General features: G+C 44.7%; 18 protein-coding genes. 15 read left to right on the top strand and 3 right to left on the bottom strand.

What is annotated here, in order from left to right; translation table 11 throughout:
- The first annotated feature begins 5 nt into the window (after window positions 1-5).
- From NL644_RS02190 to NL644_RS02130, 13 genes are all read left to right on the top strand, one after another.
- Window positions 6-2,186 (top strand): polysaccharide biosynthesis tyrosine autokinase, encoded by a 2,181-nt coding sequence (locus tag NL644_RS02190; RefSeq protein WP_253657922.1) that lies wholly within the window; start codon window positions 6-8, stop codon window positions 2,184-2,186.
- The gene (locus NL644_RS02185) at window positions 2,164-2,973 is read left to right on the top strand and encodes a putative capsular polysaccharide synthesis family protein (RefSeq protein WP_253657921.1); all 810 of its coding nucleotides are present in this window, start codon (window positions 2,164-2,166) and stop codon (window positions 2,971-2,973) included. Before NL644_RS02190 ends, NL644_RS02185 begins: the two co-directional genes overlap by 23 nt.
- Window positions 2,974-2,975: 2 nt before the next feature.
- Window positions 2,976-4,028, top strand: a complete 1,053-nt coding sequence (locus NL644_RS02180) for a glycosyltransferase (protein ID WP_168187731.1) — start codon at window positions 2,976-2,978, stop codon at window positions 4,026-4,028.
- Entirely contained in the window at window positions 3,994-5,247 is a 1,254-nt protein-coding gene (locus tag NL644_RS02175; RefSeq protein ID WP_114322831.1) for an O-antigen ligase, read from the top strand. The genes NL644_RS02180 and NL644_RS02175 overlap by 35 nt, the downstream gene beginning before the upstream one ends.
- A gap of 15 nt (window positions 5,248-5,262) precedes the next feature.
- Complete coding sequence (locus NL644_RS02170) at window positions 5,263-6,096, top strand: putative capsular polysaccharide synthesis family protein (protein WP_114322830.1); 834 nt, start codon at window positions 5,263-5,265, stop codon at window positions 6,094-6,096.
- Window positions 6,093-7,124: a glycosyltransferase family 4 protein gene (locus NL644_RS02165; protein ID WP_114322829.1), complete on the top strand. Its 1,032-nt coding sequence runs from the start codon at window positions 6,093-6,095 to the stop codon at window positions 7,122-7,124. Before NL644_RS02170 ends, NL644_RS02165 begins: the two co-directional genes overlap by 4 nt.
- Window positions 7,125-7,132: 8 nt before the next feature.
- The gene (locus tag NL644_RS02160) at window positions 7,133-8,440 is read left to right on the top strand and encodes an oligosaccharide flippase family protein (RefSeq protein ID WP_114322828.1); all 1,308 of its coding nucleotides are present in this window, start codon (window positions 7,133-7,135) and stop codon (window positions 8,438-8,440) included.
- A gap of 2 nt (window positions 8,441-8,442) precedes the next feature.
- A complete protein-coding gene (locus tag NL644_RS02155; RefSeq protein WP_114322827.1) occupies window positions 8,443-8,841 on the top strand; it encodes a VanZ family protein in 399 nt (132 codons plus the stop codon).
- A gap of 64 nt (window positions 8,842-8,905) precedes the next feature.
- On the top strand, window positions 8,906-9,226 hold the full coding sequence (gene yqfB, locus NL644_RS02150; RefSeq protein ID WP_005392475.1) for a N(4)-acetylcytidine aminohydrolase: 321 nt from the start codon (window positions 8,906-8,908) through the stop codon (window positions 9,224-9,226).
- Window positions 9,227-9,276: 50 nt separating this feature from the next.
- Entirely contained in the window at window positions 9,277-9,876 is a 600-nt protein-coding gene (locus tag NL644_RS02145) for a TetR/AcrR family transcriptional regulator (RefSeq protein WP_006742221.1), read from the top strand.
- A 149-nt stretch (window positions 9,877-10,025) separates the two neighbouring features.
- Complete coding sequence (locus NL644_RS02140; RefSeq protein WP_006742222.1) at window positions 10,026-11,060, top strand: NADP-dependent oxidoreductase; 1,035 nt, start codon at window positions 10,026-10,028, stop codon at window positions 11,058-11,060.
- Between the two features lie 15 nt (window positions 11,061-11,075).
- The gene (locus NL644_RS02135; protein ID WP_006742223.1) at window positions 11,076-11,693 is read left to right on the top strand and encodes a glutathione S-transferase family protein; all 618 of its coding nucleotides are present in this window, start codon (window positions 11,076-11,078) and stop codon (window positions 11,691-11,693) included.
- 289 nt (window positions 11,694-11,982) lie between these two features.
- Window positions 11,983-13,422 carry a catalase gene (locus NL644_RS02130; RefSeq protein WP_253657920.1) on the top strand — a complete coding sequence of 480 codons (1,440 nt, stop codon included), beginning with the start codon at window positions 11,983-11,985 and terminating at the stop codon, window positions 13,420-13,422.
- A 166-nt stretch (window positions 13,423-13,588) separates the two neighbouring features.
- Here the strand turns inward: NL644_RS02130 and NL644_RS02125 are convergent, their stop codons facing one another.
- Both NL644_RS02125 and NL644_RS02120 read right to left on the bottom strand, forming a co-directional pair.
- Window positions 13,589-14,467: an NAD(P)-dependent oxidoreductase gene (locus tag NL644_RS02125; RefSeq protein ID WP_085344112.1), complete on the bottom strand. Its 879-nt coding sequence runs from the start codon at window positions 14,465-14,467 to the stop codon at window positions 13,589-13,591.
- A 180-nt stretch (window positions 14,468-14,647) separates the two neighbouring features.
- Window positions 14,648-16,519, bottom strand: coding sequence for a fructose-specific PTS transporter subunit EIIC (locus NL644_RS02120; protein WP_253657919.1), 1,872 nt, complete (start codon window positions 16,517-16,519; stop codon window positions 14,648-14,650).
- A gap of 267 nt (window positions 16,520-16,786) precedes the next feature.
- On the opposite strand from NL644_RS02120, the gene NL644_RS02115 reads away from it, so the two are divergent.
- Window positions 16,787-17,089 (top strand): PTS fructose transporter subunit IIB, encoded by a 303-nt coding sequence (locus NL644_RS02115; RefSeq protein WP_005463048.1) that lies wholly within the window; start codon window positions 16,787-16,789, stop codon window positions 17,087-17,089.
- Between the two features lie 8 nt (window positions 17,090-17,097).
- Window positions 17,098-17,874, top strand: a complete 777-nt coding sequence (locus NL644_RS02110; RefSeq protein WP_005392466.1) for a PTS sugar transporter subunit IIA — start codon at window positions 17,098-17,100, stop codon at window positions 17,872-17,874.
- Between the two features lie 34 nt (window positions 17,875-17,908).
- Here NL644_RS02110 and NL644_RS02105 read toward each other — a convergent pair whose 3' ends face one another.
- On the bottom strand, window positions 17,909-18,751 hold the full coding sequence (locus tag NL644_RS02105) for a helix-turn-helix transcriptional regulator (RefSeq protein ID WP_005499698.1): 843 nt from the start codon (window positions 18,749-18,751) through the stop codon (window positions 17,909-17,911).
- Window positions 18,752-18,757: the final 6 nt, after the last annotated feature.

The following is an 18,757-nucleotide window of genomic DNA, read 5'->3' as shown; positions in this document are numbered from 1 at the left end:
ATCAAATGAACGGGACTCATCCAAATAATCTCCAGATGAAAAAAGTAGAACTGATTCGTTTTGGTCATCACTTTAAAGCGATTAAAAAGAATTGGCTAAGCATCGCAGCTTTCACGCTTCTGTTTTCATTAACTTGTACTTGGTATATCTACTCCAAAGCATCGATATACCAAGCTACAGCAACGCTACTCATCCAAGAAGAGCAAAAAAGTGCCCTTTCAATCGAGGAAGTATATGGTGTCGACACAACAAAAAAAGAGTACTTTCAAACGCAAATCGCTATTTTAAAATCGAATCATATTGCAGATAAGGTCATTAGAGAGCTGAACCTAACTCAACTACCGGAGTTCACACGCTCAGGTGGATTAAATCAAAAGATCGACCAAATAAAGTCGATCCCTTTTGTTCAAGACCTACTGAATGTGGCTCCAAGCCCAAAAGAAACTGCCCAGTTTTCAGAGTCCTATTATCAGGCACTTCAAGCTTTCAGAAGTAAACTCGATATTGAGCCAGTACGTAACACCCAATTAGTCAGAATTCGCTTTCGTTCTACCGATCCTAAGCTTGCTACGACAATCGCTAACGCGGTCGGCCAAGCCTACATTGACGCAAATTTTGAAGCCAAATTGGTCGTTACAAAAAATGCGGCTACTTGGTTGACAAACAACTCACAAAAATTGGAGGAGCGATTACGTAACTCTGAGCAAGCGCTGCAAGAGTTCTTGTTAAAAGAAGGGTTGATCGATATAAACGGTATTGATGAAATTTACGCAAATGAGCTAGAAGAACTCACTCGAAAGCTAAATGTCGCTGTTAATAAGCGTATTGAAGCACAGACGTTAATCCAACTGTTAAGACGTAAATCCTCACAAAGTTTAGACAGCTTGCTGTCAATTGATGAATTCGCTAATCAAGCGCAAATCCGCGATCTAAAATTGTCGGAAGCACAGGCAGCCAAAAATCTCTCTGAACTGGCACAGCGCTACGGACCTAAGCATGATCGAATGATTCAGGCGAAAGCACAGCTTGCTGAAATTCAATCAAGAACCCAGCAACTCATCCGTGACATTTCCTTCAGTAAGCAACAAGACCTTCTTGCTGCAAAAGCGCAAGAGGACATGCTTCGAGCAGAACTCGATAACAAAAAGTCAGACTTCCAATCGTTAGGGTCACAAAAAGCGCGTTACGAACAGTTAAAACGCGAGGTTGAATCCAATAAGGCACTCTATGAAGCGTTCTTAAATCGTGAGAAAGAGACCAACGCCACCAGCGACTACAAGAATGTCACGGCTCGCTTTACTGATAAAGCCATCATTCCTCTATTCCCGGTGGCACCACAACGAATCAAACTGGTACTGATTGCCACCTTTTTTGGCTTTGCCATTGCTTGCGCTCTGGTCATCATCTTAGAAACGATGCGAGAAGTTATCCGAAGCACAGCCGATGTGCAGGAAAAACTTGGTGTTACGTGTTTAGGTGTGATTCCTATGGTCAAAAAACGCAATTTGCGTAAAAACGGCGTCAGTTATACCGCGTATTTAGATGATGAAGAAAAGCTATTTAGTGAAGCTTGCCGCTCGGTCAGAACCTCGCTTCTGCTCAGATTAACCAACACGAAGCAAAAGATATTGCCCTTTACCTCTGCTATTCCAGAAGAAGGAAAAACATCAACCAGTATCAATATGGCGGTGTCGTTTTCAAAAATGGAAAAGGTATTGATCATCGACTGCGATTTACGTCGACCTTCCATCGCAAAGCGATTCGGTATTGCTGAATCAAGCCCTGGCTTAACGCATATCCTGACGATGGATACGCCAATCAAAGATTGTGTTACACATATAAAAGAAGCCAACTTAGATGTATTATCGGCCGGCCTAATTCCGCCAAACCCACAGGAATTACTGGCTTCTGATCGCTTTAAAAAGTTGCTCGAACATTTTCAAAATAAGTATGACCGGATCATTATCGATACACCGCCCCTACTGTCAGTGAGTGACGCACTTATTCTTGGTCAATATGCCAATGGTCTGATTACCGTCATTCGCTCAGAATCAACAAAATCATCACTGGTTAACCTTGCGTTATCTAAACAAATACAACACTCAGTTCCATCTCTTGGCGTCTTAATCACACAAGCCAAGGCCAAGGAAGGAGAGACGCTTTATGTCCAGAAATACGCCTACTAACGTAAACCTATCTTGGTACCAAACCTTGAAAAGCGAAGAACAGCCGGTATTGATCTATCAAATGGGCAAAGTAGGTTCGAGTGCATTAGAGCATTCCATTCCCAACTCGATTCACTTGCACGACCTTATGACCGTCGATGCGCAAAAACAAATATCTCCCGTTAGAGCGCAATTGCATAAGCCTCAGATCAATGCGTTAAAGCGACAACTAAAGCGTATAACGATGAGCCACATGTTAAAGCGCAAGAAAAAAGTTCGAATCATCTCGCTGGTGCGTGAACCGATCGGACGAAATGTCTCAATGTTCTTTCAAGCACTTCCTTTTTGGATGGCGGACAAATATCTAAAGGATGACAGCGCAATACGTACCGAACGTCCGCAGTTACTCCAAGAGGCATTTGATAAGCACATGAATCATCAATATGCGCTGCAGTGGTTTGACAACGAAATCAAACAACTAACAGGGATTGATGTGTTTAACGAACCTTTTAATCACGAAGTAGGCTATCAGACATACCATAACAATAACTTTTCACTGTTGGTCATTCGAAGTGACAAGCTAAAGCAGGCTAACTCCGCAGTCGAAGGCTTTTTAGGTTACCCCGTGGATGTCGTTTATGAAAATCAGTCAGACAACAAATGGTACTCGCCACTAATGAAAGAATTCAAAACGCAATTTCAACCTACACCCGAGTACGTTGAAGAAATGCTGAATTCTAAATTGACGAAGCACTTTTTCTCAAATGCAGAAATCACCGACCTTAAACAGCAATATCTGACCAATTAATCATGAAAACCAAGATTCTACATATTATTAATGATCTTTCTCAGAACGGCGGTGCTCAGAAGTTCTTAGTCGACCTTGTTTTAGAACATAAGCCTGAATACGAAATCAAAATTTTGGTCTTGTGTGATGAAAATGATTACTTACCAACGCTATCCGCCCAAGGGATAGAGTGTTTTAACTGGCGCACTTTGTCATTGAGTGAGAAATACTGTTTGCTACGTTGGCCGCATGTCGTTCACGGGCACCTCTACCCTTCCATTTATCTAGCGCTATTGGCGGTAGGTAAAAAACGAATCCAGACTGAGCACTGCTCTTACAACCGTCGACGTGACTATCCGTTGTTTAAGTTCATGGAATATGTCTTGTATTGGGGCCACGACTTGACGGTCAGTATTAGTGAAAAAGTACAAGATGAACTGGTGAAGTTCATGCCTCGCTACCAACATAAATATCACGTGGTGCACAATGGCGTTGATTTAAAAAGGTTTCCTATGATGCCGAAGTGCTCCAGCCACCTAATCGACAAACCAATCATCAAGATTGGCATGGTGGGCCGACTTCACCAACATAAAGATCATGAAACGCTTATCCAAGCACTTGTCCATTTACCGAGACGATACGAGCTTCATCTTGCTGGAGATGGCGAAAAAAAATCGTCACTGCAAGCGTTGGCAACAAAGCTCAACGTCACGCAACGTGTTCACTTTCATGGGGTAGTTTCTGATGTTCCAGCGTTTTTGAACGACATGGACATTTACGTGCAATCATCGCATGTCGAAGGCTTTGGCTTGGCGGCGGTTGAGGCCATGGCAGCAGGCTTACCCGTATTATCATCGGACGTACCCGGTTTGGATGACGTCACCGGACGTGCCGAATATTTATTTCAGGTTGGTAACTCAAATGAGCTGAGCCAGAAAGTGCTCCAGCTGTGTGAAAGTGTTGAGCGGTATGACGCTGCAAGTCAATACTCAGTCAATAGGGCCTCTCTCTACACCATCGATAAATTTCGTGAAGGTTACTATGGAATCTACCAGCAGCTTTGCACCAACAAATAGCTCCGCGCCATCGAGCCACCGAGCCTCATGGTTTGCGGCATGCCTACTGGCATTATTCTTTATTCCCATGAAGTTTCGTGCTGGAGGAGTTGCACTAGCACCTTCAGACATCGTAAGTCTTTTGTCCATTGGTTTTACAGCGTTAGTGGTATTGGAAGGAAAAGCTGAAAAACTCATGCATCCCTGCATGGGGTTCCTCGTATTGTTCACTGGGTATGTGTTCTTAAATGGCCTGCTAAATCGCGTCCCCCTAATGCCGCTAGTTATAGAAACCGTGCAATGGCTGGCGATTCTCTGCTTGCTTAGCCTAATGTACGCCTATGGCGTGTTTGATGATGAATGGGTAATGGTTTATTTCACTTATCTGCTGTTTTTGATCTGCACGCTCGTTGCCTTATGGCACTTTGCTCAGGGATATCAAAGCGGGTTTAAGTTACTCGGGGTAAGTAAATACGGTTTCGGTGTGCTTTGCTCACTACTATACCTTTATCGGGATAAAATTCGCGCTTTCCACCTTTTGATGCTCGTCGCTTTGGTATTACTGGTGTTGTCGCAAGAAAGAAAAGCACTACTTGGTTTTTGTCTGCTTTTCTTCTTTGACCAGCTGCTCGTAAAAAAACTGATGAGAAAATCGCTTAATGAAACGTACACGTGGACGATTTTATTAGCCTTAAGCTTCATTGTGTTTACTGCCGTCACAACCACACTCTACGTTGGGTTTGAAACGCTAGCGGACACATTGGAAATAACCCAAGAAGACGTCTTATTTGCCAACCAAAGTGAAGCCCGCTGGGTATCGAACCTTCATAGAAAACTCTTACTTGCCAATGGGTTAGACATTTTACTTCAGCACCCTATTTTAGGTGTCGGCGCGAAGATGCTGCCCAACTTTATGATCAGTTACTTTAACTATGATGAGCTGGCGATCTACACCCACAACTTTGTGTTAGATACCGCAATTGAATACGGGTTGCTCGGTATCGCCCTATTATTTGGTGGTTATTTTCTTTTTATTCGCTTTTGCTTCCGTAGTCTCAATGACAACAGGAAAAGCCTCTTACTCGCGATATACGCCCTCATCATGGTGTTCTTCGTTGCGGTAAATACCACCATCATTTTAATACTCTTATTACCCGTCATGATAAGCATGAGCCGCGAGTCAACGGTCAACACCATTGCTCATACTTTTCCGGTAAACCATCACCACGAATTTGAATAATCAAGGATAGGATAGATGAAGTATTCAATCTCTCGACAATTTGAAAAGAACCGAGAACTCCAAGCTGACAATTTTGTTTTAGTTTACCAAATGGGCAAAGTTGGCTCATCGTCAATTGAGCACACGCTGGGAGAAAGAAATATCCCAAGCTATCACATCCACACCTTTGATGATCACGAAGAATTTCACATGTATCACAATAAAAAAGACGTGAGTAAATTTTTCGATTTCAAAAACCGTGCGCTCTACCGCTTAGTGCTCAAGCAACGAAAACGTATCTTACAAAAACGCGAACAGATTAAAATCGTTACGCTGGTCCGCGATCCAATCGCAACTGTCTTTTCTCGTTTCTTTCAAGACCTCCATTTGCAATTTATCGAAGGCAAAAAGAATGATGCAATTCACCGAGATATGGCAGTCACGTATCAGCACCTCGAACATTGTTTCGATAACTATATCAATCTCAACTATTTTGCGAACTGGTTCGACAACGAGTTAAAACGTAACTTCAATATCGATGTGATGCGTCAAGAACTGGACAACACTCAACCTTTCTTCACATTCAAGAACGAGCAAGCCAACGTCATGCTAATCAAATGCGAAAAGCTCAGCTCTCTCGATAAAGAAATTGGTGAGTTTCTCGGGCTGCAAGACTTCGTGCTAAAAAACAGCAATGAAGCGAAAAACAAGTGGTACTCCAATATCCACCAGCACTTTAAGCATCACTACGACTTTTCAAAGCTGTTCTATATGTACGATCTTCCCTTATATCGCCACGTTTATTCAGAACAAGAACGTGATGCTTTCAAGCATAAATGGATGCAGACAGCAGGAACAAAATCATCATGAAAAAAGTGCTCCATATTACAGAAGCCTTCGGAGGTGGCGTTCAAACAGCCCTCTATAGTTATGCTCACTCCTCTCGAGATGAGCCCTATCAACATTTCTTGCTAGCCAGAGCTCGAGAAAACGACTTAACCAATGAGAACAACCATCATATTTTCACACAGACCAAATGGGTGGAAGGCGGCTTACTTCAATTTGTTCGCGATGCAAACCACATGATTGCATCACTTGCGCCTGACGTTGTGCATTTGCACTCGAGTAAAGCGGGATTTCTCGGGCGATTTCTAAAACTTGGCAAGGCGCGCTTGGTTTACACTCCGCACTGTTATGCTTTCGAACGTGAAGATATCTCCGAATTCGCGCGCCAGCTCTATAAAGCGCTAGAGAAAGTAAAACTAAGCAAAATTGATGTGGTGGCAGGCTGTAGCCAACGAGAATGTGACCTAGCCATTAGCATTGGTGCGAAACGTGCCGAGCTGCTCAATAACTACGTGTCTTATCAAAGTGAAGAGCGTTTAGGGCGAAACAGACAAGAAGCGCTGCGACTTGTTGTGCTTGGTCGTGTTGCGCCCCAAAAGGATCCACAATTTCTCATCGACACATTGCAACACCTTAGTCGATATGCGCTTAACCGCCCATTAGATATCACTTGGATAGGTGGCGGTGACTACACACTTGAACAAAAATTGCGTACAGAAAATGTGGATGTGACTGGCATGTTGCCTCGTGATGAGGTGGTTAAAAAGCTCAAGGGTTCAGACCTTTACTTACATACTGCAGCATGGGAAGGGATGCCGTTAACTATTCTAGAAGCAGCCAAATTACATCTTCCTATGGTGATTCGAACTATCGGCGCGACCCAAGATCTCAACTACCCATTTTTAGCGCTAACACCTGAAGAAATGGCCAAGCAGATCGCGCACTGTGTCAATCATTATGATGAAATTGATTTTTGCCAATATACAACAGCGTTAAACGACGCCTTCAGTGAAGAAAAACAGCGCCTCGCACTCAATAATATTTACGGTTAAATACCTCTATGTTTCACACTATTCAACAAAAATTACTGTTGATGCCCAGCGGTAAAAAAAGCTTGCTATCTACTGGATTGAAAACCGCAATCACGCGTGTGTTGAGTGCGCTATTTGCTTTTTTACTGACACTGATTGTATCGAAGGCCAGTGACGCTTCGACTTCCGGTCAATTTTTCTTTTTATTCAACCTAGTCTCACTACTCGCGATCGTTTCTCAGCTAGGTTTTGATGTCTCATTAGTTCGCTACAATGCGATCGCCTTTAACAACAAAGAGACACTTCAACAAAGCCACAACTATAAAACGGCACTTTATCGAAGTATGGCGTTTTGCTTGCTAGCCATTGCCGTTTTGTTGGTAGGATTTAATCTGTTTCCTGAACAGCTAAACCAGACCCAATCGCCAATGTATGCGATTACTTTAGGCTTGTTCTGCATACCATTTTTGGTGCTTGCACAGACCAACAGTCGTGTGCTTCAAGCATGTAGAAAGGTCGTGTCATCACTGTTTGCTTTACAGCTTGGCGTGAGTATGTTGATGGTCTTTTTTGTCTTTGGCTTGGACTATATCGGTCAGCAAAATATCAACAATCTGATGACCGCACTGCTTCTGGCGAGTATGAGCGTCGCGGTAATTTCCAGTGTTAATTGGCTAGGTTCAGGTCAGTATCAGACATCGGCTTTCGTACCAAACAAAAAAATGGTCGCTTCTGCCAAGCAAGTCTGGATTGGCAGTATCTTCACGAACGTTCTTCAATGGGGAAGCCTTGTCATTGCGGGCTTTTTTATCTCAACAGCGGAACTCGGTCTATTAGCTGCAGCTCAACGTACATCACTACTGATTGGCTTTGTGCTGATTACCATTAACTTTGTGGTCGCCCCTATGTTTGCATCTCTCTACAAAGAGCGCCAAATGATCAAACTGCAAAGCCTGAGCCGTTTAGCTTGCCGAGCCAACGTTGGTTTGGCCATTGTGCCCGTGATTATTTGCACTCTATTCCCAGAGTTTGTGATGCGGTTTTTTGGTGAAGAGTTTCTTGCTGCTGCGCCACTGTTAGTCGTCCTGTCTTTAGGGCAGTTAGTCAATGTTGCGACTGGCTCTGTAGGATTTTTATTACTCATGAGCGGTCACGAAAGAACCATGAAATACATTACAATTTCCTCCGGCACAATCTCTATCTGCTTGCTCATTGCGCTTTGCCAAGCGTTCGGTGTTATTGGTGCAGCATGGGCGATGGCAGTTGGCATGGCAATCCAGAATCTAGCAGCGTTGTACTTTGTAAAACGTTACTTAGGCTTCTTTCCAATAGGTTAATTATGGTTTCAATACTGACACGGATAAGTTTTGTTTTCGTTCTGGCGCTTACGGCTTCACTCTCTTTGTGGAAAAGCTCTGACTTACACCATGCCACTTACCTGCAAATGGAAACCTACTTAGGTGGATCGAGTACGCTTCACTTTACTTTCAGTTTATTGATCGGCTTTTTATCGGTCTTCACCTTCCCCTCTTTAGTAAGTTCAAGTAAAGCCGACGTCTTTGGCATCCGCCTTTTGCTACTGCTGTTGGGTATCGTTTCAATGGAAGAAATAAGCCAACTTTTTATTCCAAGTCGCTCATTTAGTTTTGATGATCTCAGTACCAACTGGATAGGCATTATCTCGGGTTACTTTAGTGCCAAGTTGATCCGCGTCCTGCGCACTCGCTCGTTCTCTTGAAATAAGCACCTCAAGGTTATTTGGGTATATAATTACGCCAAACAATCAGACTAACGAGTACATCATGTCATCCCACCCAACCAAGATTACCTTTTTTGAATTCTTAACCCCGTTGATCACATCAGGCAAAAAAACGATTACGATTCGAGACGAATCAGAAAGTCACTACGTTCCAAATACAGAGGTCGAAGTTTTTACCCTAGAGACGGATCGTAAAGTCTGCAACATCAAAATACGCTCTGTAGAACCACTCAACTTTGAAGATATCAATGAGTTTCATGCTGAACAAGAAGCCATCGAACTGCCAAAACTCAAGCAGTTAATTCGAGAAATCTACCCAAACACCGACACGCTATTTGTGATTGAGTACGAGCTAATCAAATAACCCACAACAAACACTAGACGACTGGTCTAATTCATTCTATAGTACGCTTCATGAACGCAAAGACGAACGACACACGCCAACATATTCTCGACGTCGGATACGAGTTAATCGTAAACCGAGGGTTTACGAGTGTTGGCCTTTCAGAGCTTTTAAAAAAGGCCGCGGTGCCGAAAGGCTCGTTTTATCATTACTTCAAATCCAAAGAACAATTTGGTGAAGCGATGATTCAAGACTACTTTACTAAGTATTTTGAGCGTTTAAACGCACGCTTTACCAATACCGATCTGAATGGCTACCAACGCCTGATGAGCTACTTTGAAGAAATGGTCAAAGTAGAAGACGACGTATGTAATGCGAACAAATGTTTGTTGGTCAAGTTAAGTGCGGAAGTCTCCGATCTCTCAGAGTCCATGCGTCTAGCGTTACGCCAAGGTGCAGACAAAACCATTCAAGCAATGGCGGATTGCATTGACGTAGGCATTCAAGATGGCTCTATCCCAAATGGTGACAGTGCTTTATTGGCAAGGCAGATATACTACCTTTGGAACGGCGCAAGCTTGCTGAACAAACTGTATCAAGATCAGGCAGCATTAACGCAAAGTCTGACCTATACTCAACATCTACTGCAAAACACGCGAACTTGCCCATAGTAGGTAGCGTAAAAGTAAGATGAACACCCTACATGTGTTTCACAGTTGGTAATAACTCCTGTGATTGCACAATACACCTTCCCGCTCTATGAGCGGGATATTTTGAAATCAAAACTAGACGACCGGTCTAATCAATAAGTGAGATAAATATGACTAACGCAACAAATCGCAGAATCGTACTCGCGTCACGTCCCCACGGTGCACCAACAAAAGAAAACTTTCGTCTAGAAGAAGTGGCGAAACCGACTCCTCAAGATGGTGAGATGCTACTGAGAACCGTTTACTTATCTCTCGACCCATACATGCGCGGTCGCATGAGCGATGCCGAGTCATACGCCGATCCTGTTGCGGTTGATGACGTAATGATCGCTGGCACAGTTTGTCAGGTAGAAGCATCGAACCACCCAGATTATGAAGCGGGTGAATGGGTTCTTGCATACACTGTTGGCTGGCAAGACTACGCCATCTCAACTGGTGAGATGGTGATTAAACTTGGCAAAGAACCACAAAACCCATCATACGCTCTAGGTGTTGCTGGCATGCCAGGCTTTACCGCGTATATGGGCTTGCTCGATATCGGTCAGCCAAAACCAGGTGAAACCATTGTGGTAGCGGCCGCGACGGGCCCTGTGGGCGCGACTGTTGGTCAAATTGGCAAAATCAAAGGTTGCCGTGTTGTTGGTATTGCAGGCGGAGAAGAAAAGTGCCGTTACGCCAAAGAAGTCCTTGGCTTCGATGAATGTATCGATCACAAAGCTGACGACTTTGCAGAGCAGTTGAAAAACGCCTGTGACCAAGGTATCGATGTTTACTTCGAAAACGTAGGTGGCAAAGTATTCGAAGCTGTAATGCCACTTCTGAATACCAGCGCACGTATCCCACTTTGTGGTTTGATTTCTCAATACAACGCAACAGAACTGCCTGAAGGTACCGACCATCTTCCATTATTAATGGGTAAGCTGCTGACTAAACGAATCAAGGTGCAAGGCTTCATCATTTTTGATGACTACGGACATCGTTACGGTGAATTTGCGCAAGATATTAATCAATGGTTGGCAGAAGGAAAGATCCAATACCGTGAACATCTAGTACAAGGACTGGAGAATGCACCAGAAGCATTTATCGGTCTGTTGGAAGGTAAGAACTTCGGCAAGCTTGTAGTACAGATTAACGACCCATTATAAGGAAGGGATAAATAAATGATTAAACTTCACCATCTCAATCAGTCTCGCTCAAAGCGCATCATTTGGTTACTTGAAGAGCTAAATGTGGATTACGAAATCGTGCCTTATGTTCGTGACAAAGTGACTTTCATGGCACCGCCTGAGCTAAAGAGCGTTCATCCTCTCGGTAAATCTCCCCTGCTTGAAGATGATGGCGAGTTCATCATTGAATCAGGCGCGATGACCGAATATTTGATTGAGAAGTACAGTGATGGTGCGTTGGCTCCTGAGCGTGGGACGAAGGCGCACACTGAGTACCTACAATGGATGCATTTTGCTGAAAGTTCAGCAATCTTACCAATGTTGTTAAAAATCTTTATTAGCAAAGAGCCAAACGAAACTCAATTTCTATCAGGCTATGCTGACAAAGAAGCGATGAACGTTCTGGGTTACTTCGAGCAATCGCTAGAAGGCAAAACTTACCTAGTAGAAGAACGTTTAACTGGCGCAGACATCATGATGTCATTTATTGTCGAGCTCGTGCATAAGTTCGGTTTGGCTGGTCACTTCCCGAATATTGAACGTTATGGAAAACAACTTGCAACGCATCCAGCGTTTGAAAAAGCTGAGCAAATTGAAGTGAAGTACTCCTAATCATTCCGCCCCTTTGATGCTCAATAAAGCGATATCAAAGGGGCGATTTCCGACGTTAGCCTTGTCAACAAAGCGCAATTCATGCAAATGCCTGCGTGCTCTTTTTACCCTCTTCGCCAATACGTTAATAAACCAATCATAAAAATCAGCTAAGAATTTGATTCTAAGTTACTTTTCATCATCGTTCCCACCTATTGAATTGATAAGCAGTATCAGTTTTTGCTTCCAGCTTTTCCGTAATAATCTTCTCTTCAGTTGCTAAGGTATTGATCCCTGGAGGGGAAGAAAAATGACAAATAAGAAATTAACCACCGCCGCAGGCTGTCCTGTCGCCCATAATCAAAATGTGATGACTGCAGGTCCTCGTGGTCCCCAACTATTGCAAGACGTTTGGTTCCTTGAAAAACTGGCACACTTTGACCGCGAAGTGATTCCTGAGCGTCGTATGCACGCCAAAGGCTCAGGCGCTTACGGCACTTTTACTGTGACTCACGACATCACCAAATACACGCGCGCGAAGATCTTCTCGGAGATCGGTAAAGAGACCGAGCTATTTGCTCGCTTTACAACCGTTGCGGGTGAGCGCGGTGCCGCCGATGCAGAGCGCGACATCCGTGGTTTTGCGCTAAAGTTTTACACCGAAGAAGGCAACTGGGACTTGGTTGGTAACAACACGCCAGTGTTCTTCCTCCGTGATCCACTAAAATTCCCAGACCTAAACCACGCAGTAAAACGCGATCCACGCACCAACATGCGCAGCTCGACAAACAACTGGGATTTTTGGACATCACTACCAGAAGCATTCCACCAAGTTACGATCGTTATGAGTGATCGTGGTATTCCAGCGTCTTACCGTCATATGCACGGCTTCGGTAGCCACACATTCAGCTTTATCAACGCAGAAAACGAACGTTACTGGGTGAAATTCCACTTCAAAACTCAGCAAGGCATCAAAAACCTGACTGACCAAGAAGCAGAAGCGATTGTAGGTAAAGACCGCGAAAGCCATCACCGTGACCTTTACGAAGCGATTGAGCATCAAGACTTCCCTAAATGGAAAATGTACGTACAGATCATGCCTGAGCTAGAAGCGGATGAAGTGAACTTTAACCCGTTCGATCTAACAAAAGTATGGTCACAAAAAGACTATCCATTGATCCCAGTAGGCGAGTTTGAACTGAACCGTAACCCAGAAAACTTCTATGCGGAAGTTGAGCAGTCCGCGTTTAACCCGGCAGCTATCGTTCCTGGAATTGGCTTCTCGCCAGACAAAATGCTGCAAGGCCGTCTGTTTGCATACGGAGACGCGCAGCGTTACCGCCTAGGTGTAAACCATCACCAAATTCCAGTTAACGCGCCTCGTTGTCCGGTACACAGCTACCACCGCGATGGCGCAATGCGCGTTGATGGCAACTTTGGTTCAACACTAGATTACGAACCAAACTACAAACAAGAATGGGCAGAGCAACCAGATTACTCTGAGCCACCTCTACGCATCAACGGCAATGCTGATCATTACGATCACCGTGTAGACGAAGACTACTTTAGCCAAGCGGGTGACCTATTCCGTCTTATGAGCGAAGAACAGCGTCAAACTCTATTCGACAACACCGCTCGTGCAATGGATGGTGTGCCAGACTTCATCAAAGAACGTCACGTTAACCACGCCTACCAAGCGGACGAAGCTTACGGCAAAGGCCTTGAGATTGCGCTAGGCTTAAACAAGTAAACGGACACTGCGCCAGCAAATGCTGTGATAAGAAGACATAAAAAAGGAGGTGGCCCAAAGCACCTCCTCATTCAAGTTCGTTAGTCACACACTAATGTTCAAGGGGAACGATTATGATCAACTTAAATTTCTTCAAGCTCTTTGATACTAAAGAACTGTTTATCTACTACTGATTCTTAGCCACGGCTTTAATCAGAACAGATGTATCCATGCGACCTAAACCATCGCGTTGAAGGTCTGCGTATTGCTCATCCACTTTCTTAGTCAGTGGGAGCTCTAGACCCACTCGCTCTGCTTCTTGCAGACAGAAGCCTAAGTCTTTGCGCATCCAATCAATCGCGAAGCCAAAATCAAACTTATCTTGCGCCATCGTCTTGGCGCGGTTTTCCATTTGCCATGACCCGGCAGCACCGTGCTTGAGTGTTTCAACTACTTGTTCAATATCCAAACCGGATTTCTGCGCGAGTAACAACGCTTCGCTCAAGCCTTGAAGCACACCACCAATACAGATTTGGTTTACCATTTTACAACGTTGACCTTGGCCATTTTCACCCAGAAGCGTCATTTGCTTTGCATATACGTCCATCGCTGGAGACACACGATCAAAAATGTTCTGCTCGCCACCACACATGATGGTTAGTACGCCATTTTCTGCGCCTGCTTGACCACCAGATACCGGAGCATCAATGAAGTGATTGCCATATTTGGTACAAGCATCGGCCAATTCAACGGCTAAATCAGCGGAAGTCGTGGTGTGATCAACCAGTACCGCGCCTGCTTTTAGACCGACTAGAATGCCTTCTTCACCGTATACAACGCTGCGCACGTCATCGTCATTACCGACACAAGTAAATACGATATCGCAACCTTCTGCCGCTTCTCGCGGTGTCTCACACGCAATGCCGTTGTATTCTGCAGCCCATTTATCAGCTTTGGCTTTGGTGCGGTTGTATACTTTGGTTTCATATCCCGCTTTGCTCAAATAGCCCGCCATTGGGTAACCCATAACACCCAAACCAATAAATGCTACTCGTTGTTTTTCCATTGCACGCTTCCCTTAGTTCACCTGACTGAAATGTTTTGTAACATGCTACTAAAGAATTGAAAACATTACTCGTAATTTATCCTTCACTCGCGGCACAAATAAAAGCGAACCGCGATGTTGGAGTAAATACCAAAAGCATTCATCAGGGTCATCGAGGAGACATTTCTCAGAAGTTAAATGTTAAGACACTCTACGAGCTTGCAACAAAGCCGTGGCGTTCAACATGGCATCCTTGGTACTGACATCCAAGACTTGGATTTTTCGAAAACGTTCCGGTTCTTTAATCGCCACATCGTGAGCAAAAATCACAAACTTCGCTTTCTCGATGTCTTTCTCGGTAATTCGGTTGATGACGCCATTCGCGCCTTGGGTTTCGACTTTAATCTTAATGCCGAGTGCACAAGCCGCTTTTTCCAATGACTTAGCCGCTAAGAACGTATGTGCCACACCTGATGGACAAGATGTAACCGCCAAAACATCCGCCTCACCTTCGCCTTGAACGGAACCATATACTTGAGAATGACCTGTGTAGCTTTCATCTTCGGTGACGGTTTTCTTTAGTGCAATCACGATCAACGCCGTGGTAACAGAGCCCGCAATCGTGCCGATGATGTAACCAATTTTTCCATCCACAACAGGGAGAACAATCCAACCGCCCCACGGTGCATGGTTCATTACGTGGAACATAAAGCCAATCACGTTACCGACGATGCCCCCCGCCACAATAGCGGGTAATACTCGTGCAGGGTCGCCAGCGGCAAAAGGAATCGCACCTTCGCTAATACCGATCATCCCCATAATACCTGCGGCTTTCCCCGCTTCGCGTTCATCTCGCTTGAATTTACTCGGCGCCAAAAACGTGGCTAGTGCCATACCCAATGGCGGCGTACAAATCGCAATACCGACCCCGCCCATCAGCCATGGTTGCGTGTTCACTTGGGTTTGAGCAAACAACGTCGCCACTTTGTTAATTGGGCCGCCCATATCAAACGCGGTCATTGCCCCAAGCACGGTACCGAGCATCACTTTGCCTGAGCCCGCCATGCCCGTCAGCACTTCGTTCATGGTGGTCATTGCGCTGGCAATCGGAGCACCTATCACCCACATCACCGAGCCACAAGTAACAAACGTCCCCACTAGCGGATAAATAAAAATCGAGCCAAGCGAACTCATGCTATCTGGCAGCTGAATTTTCTTTAATAGCCAAACGACAAAGCCAGCAAAAAAGCCGACCACAATCGCACCTAAAAAACCCGTATTGTAATGACTGACCGCAATCCAAGATCCAATCATACCCGGCGCAAGGCCCGGCTTGTCGGCAATGGAATAAGCAATGTAACCGCCAAGAACGGCAGTAAACAATGTCAGGCCAGCAATCCCCATTTGGGCAATATCGGCCAGAATGCCCTCTTGTGGTACACCACCGTGACCAGAGATCATCACCGACAACGACAACAACACACCGCCCGCAACGATAAACGGGATCATGTGGGATGTGCCAAACAGCAAGTGCTCTTTAATGCGGCCAAGTTTTTGCGCCCAAGGGCTCAGAGGTTCTGATGCAAATTCTAAAGAAGTTGGGAGAAATTCATTGGATTGGGTTTGAATATCAGTCAGCATCTCAAGCGCTTCTTCTCGCGATTGAGCCTGTTTGAGCTTTTCAACAAAGCCGTCTTCGATAATTTTGGTGGAAATTTGTGCCAATACTTCAATGTGATGATGATCATCACCATCTGGGGACGCCAGCATGAAAAACACATCGGACAGCTCGCCATCTTCGGCGCCATAATCAATCCCATTACGGCTGATCCCGACCGCGACAGCTGGTTGCGCTACAGCATCACTTTTGGCATGAGGGATCGCAATACCATCATCAAATCCTGTGTTACCGATCTCTTCTCGTTTCCAGATATCTGCCAAGAACTGGCTTTGACTATTGAGCTTGCCGGCGGCCTCTAGCATCTCGACCAGCTCTTTGAGCGCTTCATCTTTGGTTTGAGCTTTTAGATCTAAACATATCGTTTCCAGCTCAATTAGGTTTGTGATGTCCATTGTTTTACCTTCCAATATTCACGCTCGAATATATACCCAAGTGAGTTTGAGATATAGGATCCCCTGGCTCGTATGCGTTCCTACCCATTTGACTTGGGCATAGATTAACCAGTGCCTACCCTTTGATATATAGGACTAAAAGTGCATTAACTGGATTAATGTAACATGAGATTCAAACTGTGATAGAGCTCTTGCGTTAATCCAGCTCAAATCAATTCAATCTGCGGTGGCTGTGCTAATATCCACAAAAAATAAAATGGATAGAACATGAAAATCGTAGCGGTGACAGCATGCCCTACAGGCATCGCTCATACTTATATGGCAGCAGATGCACTAATGAAAGCTGCGCCAAAACATAACGTGCAAATTAAAGTAGAAACGCAAGGTGCGATGGGGATAGAAAATCAGCTCACTCCTCACGATATCGCTCAAGCGGATCGGGTTTTGATCGTGTCGGATATTGAGATAGAACAACCTGGCCGATTCGAAGGGACGCGTAAAATTCAAATCCCCATTGAAGAGGTTTTGCTGAACGTCGACAAAGTATTCCTCGTCCACTGCCGCGACTAAATTTGCAGATGAACGAATACCAAATCACCTTTTTCGTCGATAATGCAAATGCCAGTGCGCACCTTGCTCAGCCACTCAATCGAGTGGCAAAGAAGTTCAAAAGTACCTTACATATCATTAATGTAACGCAAAATCGTGTTGCGGAACTCACCAAGTCCGTGGCGATTTTGCAAGCAGGTCTACAACAAGGTGATTTGTGTCAAATCACAGCGATTGGCATTGACGCAGAGCTGGCCTGCTTCGTCATAAAAGACATGATTGCTGAACACTTTACTGTGGTGGGATCTCATATCAACTATGAGTTTTCTAGCCAACTGGCCGAGCGTTTACCGCAAATTTGCCCACCTTGTGAAATCAAATGGCAGTACGCCAAAGCGCATACCGAGCTCACCAAGTTTGAATGCCTTAAAGGACTGGCTCAGCTCATTCACCCCATTCATCCCGACGAACTGATTCTTGCTTTTATTAAACGTGAAGAACGTTCATCAACTTGCGTGACCCCGGGGATCGCTCTACCACACGTGATGTTTTCAGGTGTTGACCATATTTCTATTGCTGTTATTGCGAATGAAAAGTCGATGGATTGGGCTTCGAAGATGGGTGATGTTCATCTGGCTATAGCACTGGTGATGCCAGAAAAGCCGACCCGAGAACAGATCATTGCGGCCACTAACCTCACAAGAAACCTGCTTACCGATCAAATGGCGGAACGCCTACTACTAACAAAAAGCAGCGTCGACTTACAGGCGCTGCTGATGTACGCCATGTCGAGGCTGCTCGCCTAAACTTTTCTATGATTTACGCACTCTGACTGAAGGCTTAAATCGAGCCACGATATTCCGTCGGCGTTCTGCCTGTACGGTTCTTAAATACTCGGCAGAAATAGTTCACGTCTTTAAATCCGCAGCGCACTGACACGTCATTGAGTTTGAAGTTGTATTTCTTGAGCATAAACTTCGCACGATCCACGCGTACCCAAGTAATGTAGTCTGCCAAGGTCATGTGCCCCTGCTGACGGAACAAGCGCGACAAATGGTTCGAGGAAATACTGAATCTCGACGCAATGCTGTCACGCGTGATTGGGCGATGGAAGTTCTCTTGAATGTAGATGCAGATCCCTTGATAGAGATCTTGCACACGGCTATGTGACTGCTGCTCGACTGGTGCATCCAACATCGTCTTCGCGTATTGCAATAATGCTTGTAGTAAAAGCTCATCCATTGGTTTTTTAGTATTCTCACGAGCCAGTGAGCTCAACGCTTCTAAGATGTTATCTATCGCAAATCCTGAGCGTGTTTGAATGCTATGCTTTTGAATATCGTAAAAGTTTGCCTCACCTTTGCGTTTGCTCACCAAACTCAACCCAAGTTGTCGACGCCCAAACAAAATACTTAACACTGAACAATCGGTATCCCAGTCTGGTTTATTCCAACAGTTAGGTGGAATAAATATCGCGTCGCCTTTTTTAGCAACGATGTGCGTTACTTTTCGATCATGACTTTCCATTTCATTAATATATTCCCCATCCAGAACTAACTCTAGGCGAGGGAAATTAACTTGATAGCTAAATTCAGGCGGCGTATGAAAATCTCCTGCAAACAAAATATTATGAAATGGCTCTCTTTCATTTAATACCGCTGAAATTAAATCATGAAAAATCATTGTCTC

The organism is Vibrio sp. Y10_XG_PY6, from assembly GCF_024181795.1.
Taxonomy (GTDB): Bacteria; Pseudomonadota; Gammaproteobacteria; order Enterobacterales; family Vibrionaceae; genus Vibrio; species Vibrio diabolicus.
This window is presented reverse-complemented; position numbering and strand designations above follow the sequence as displayed.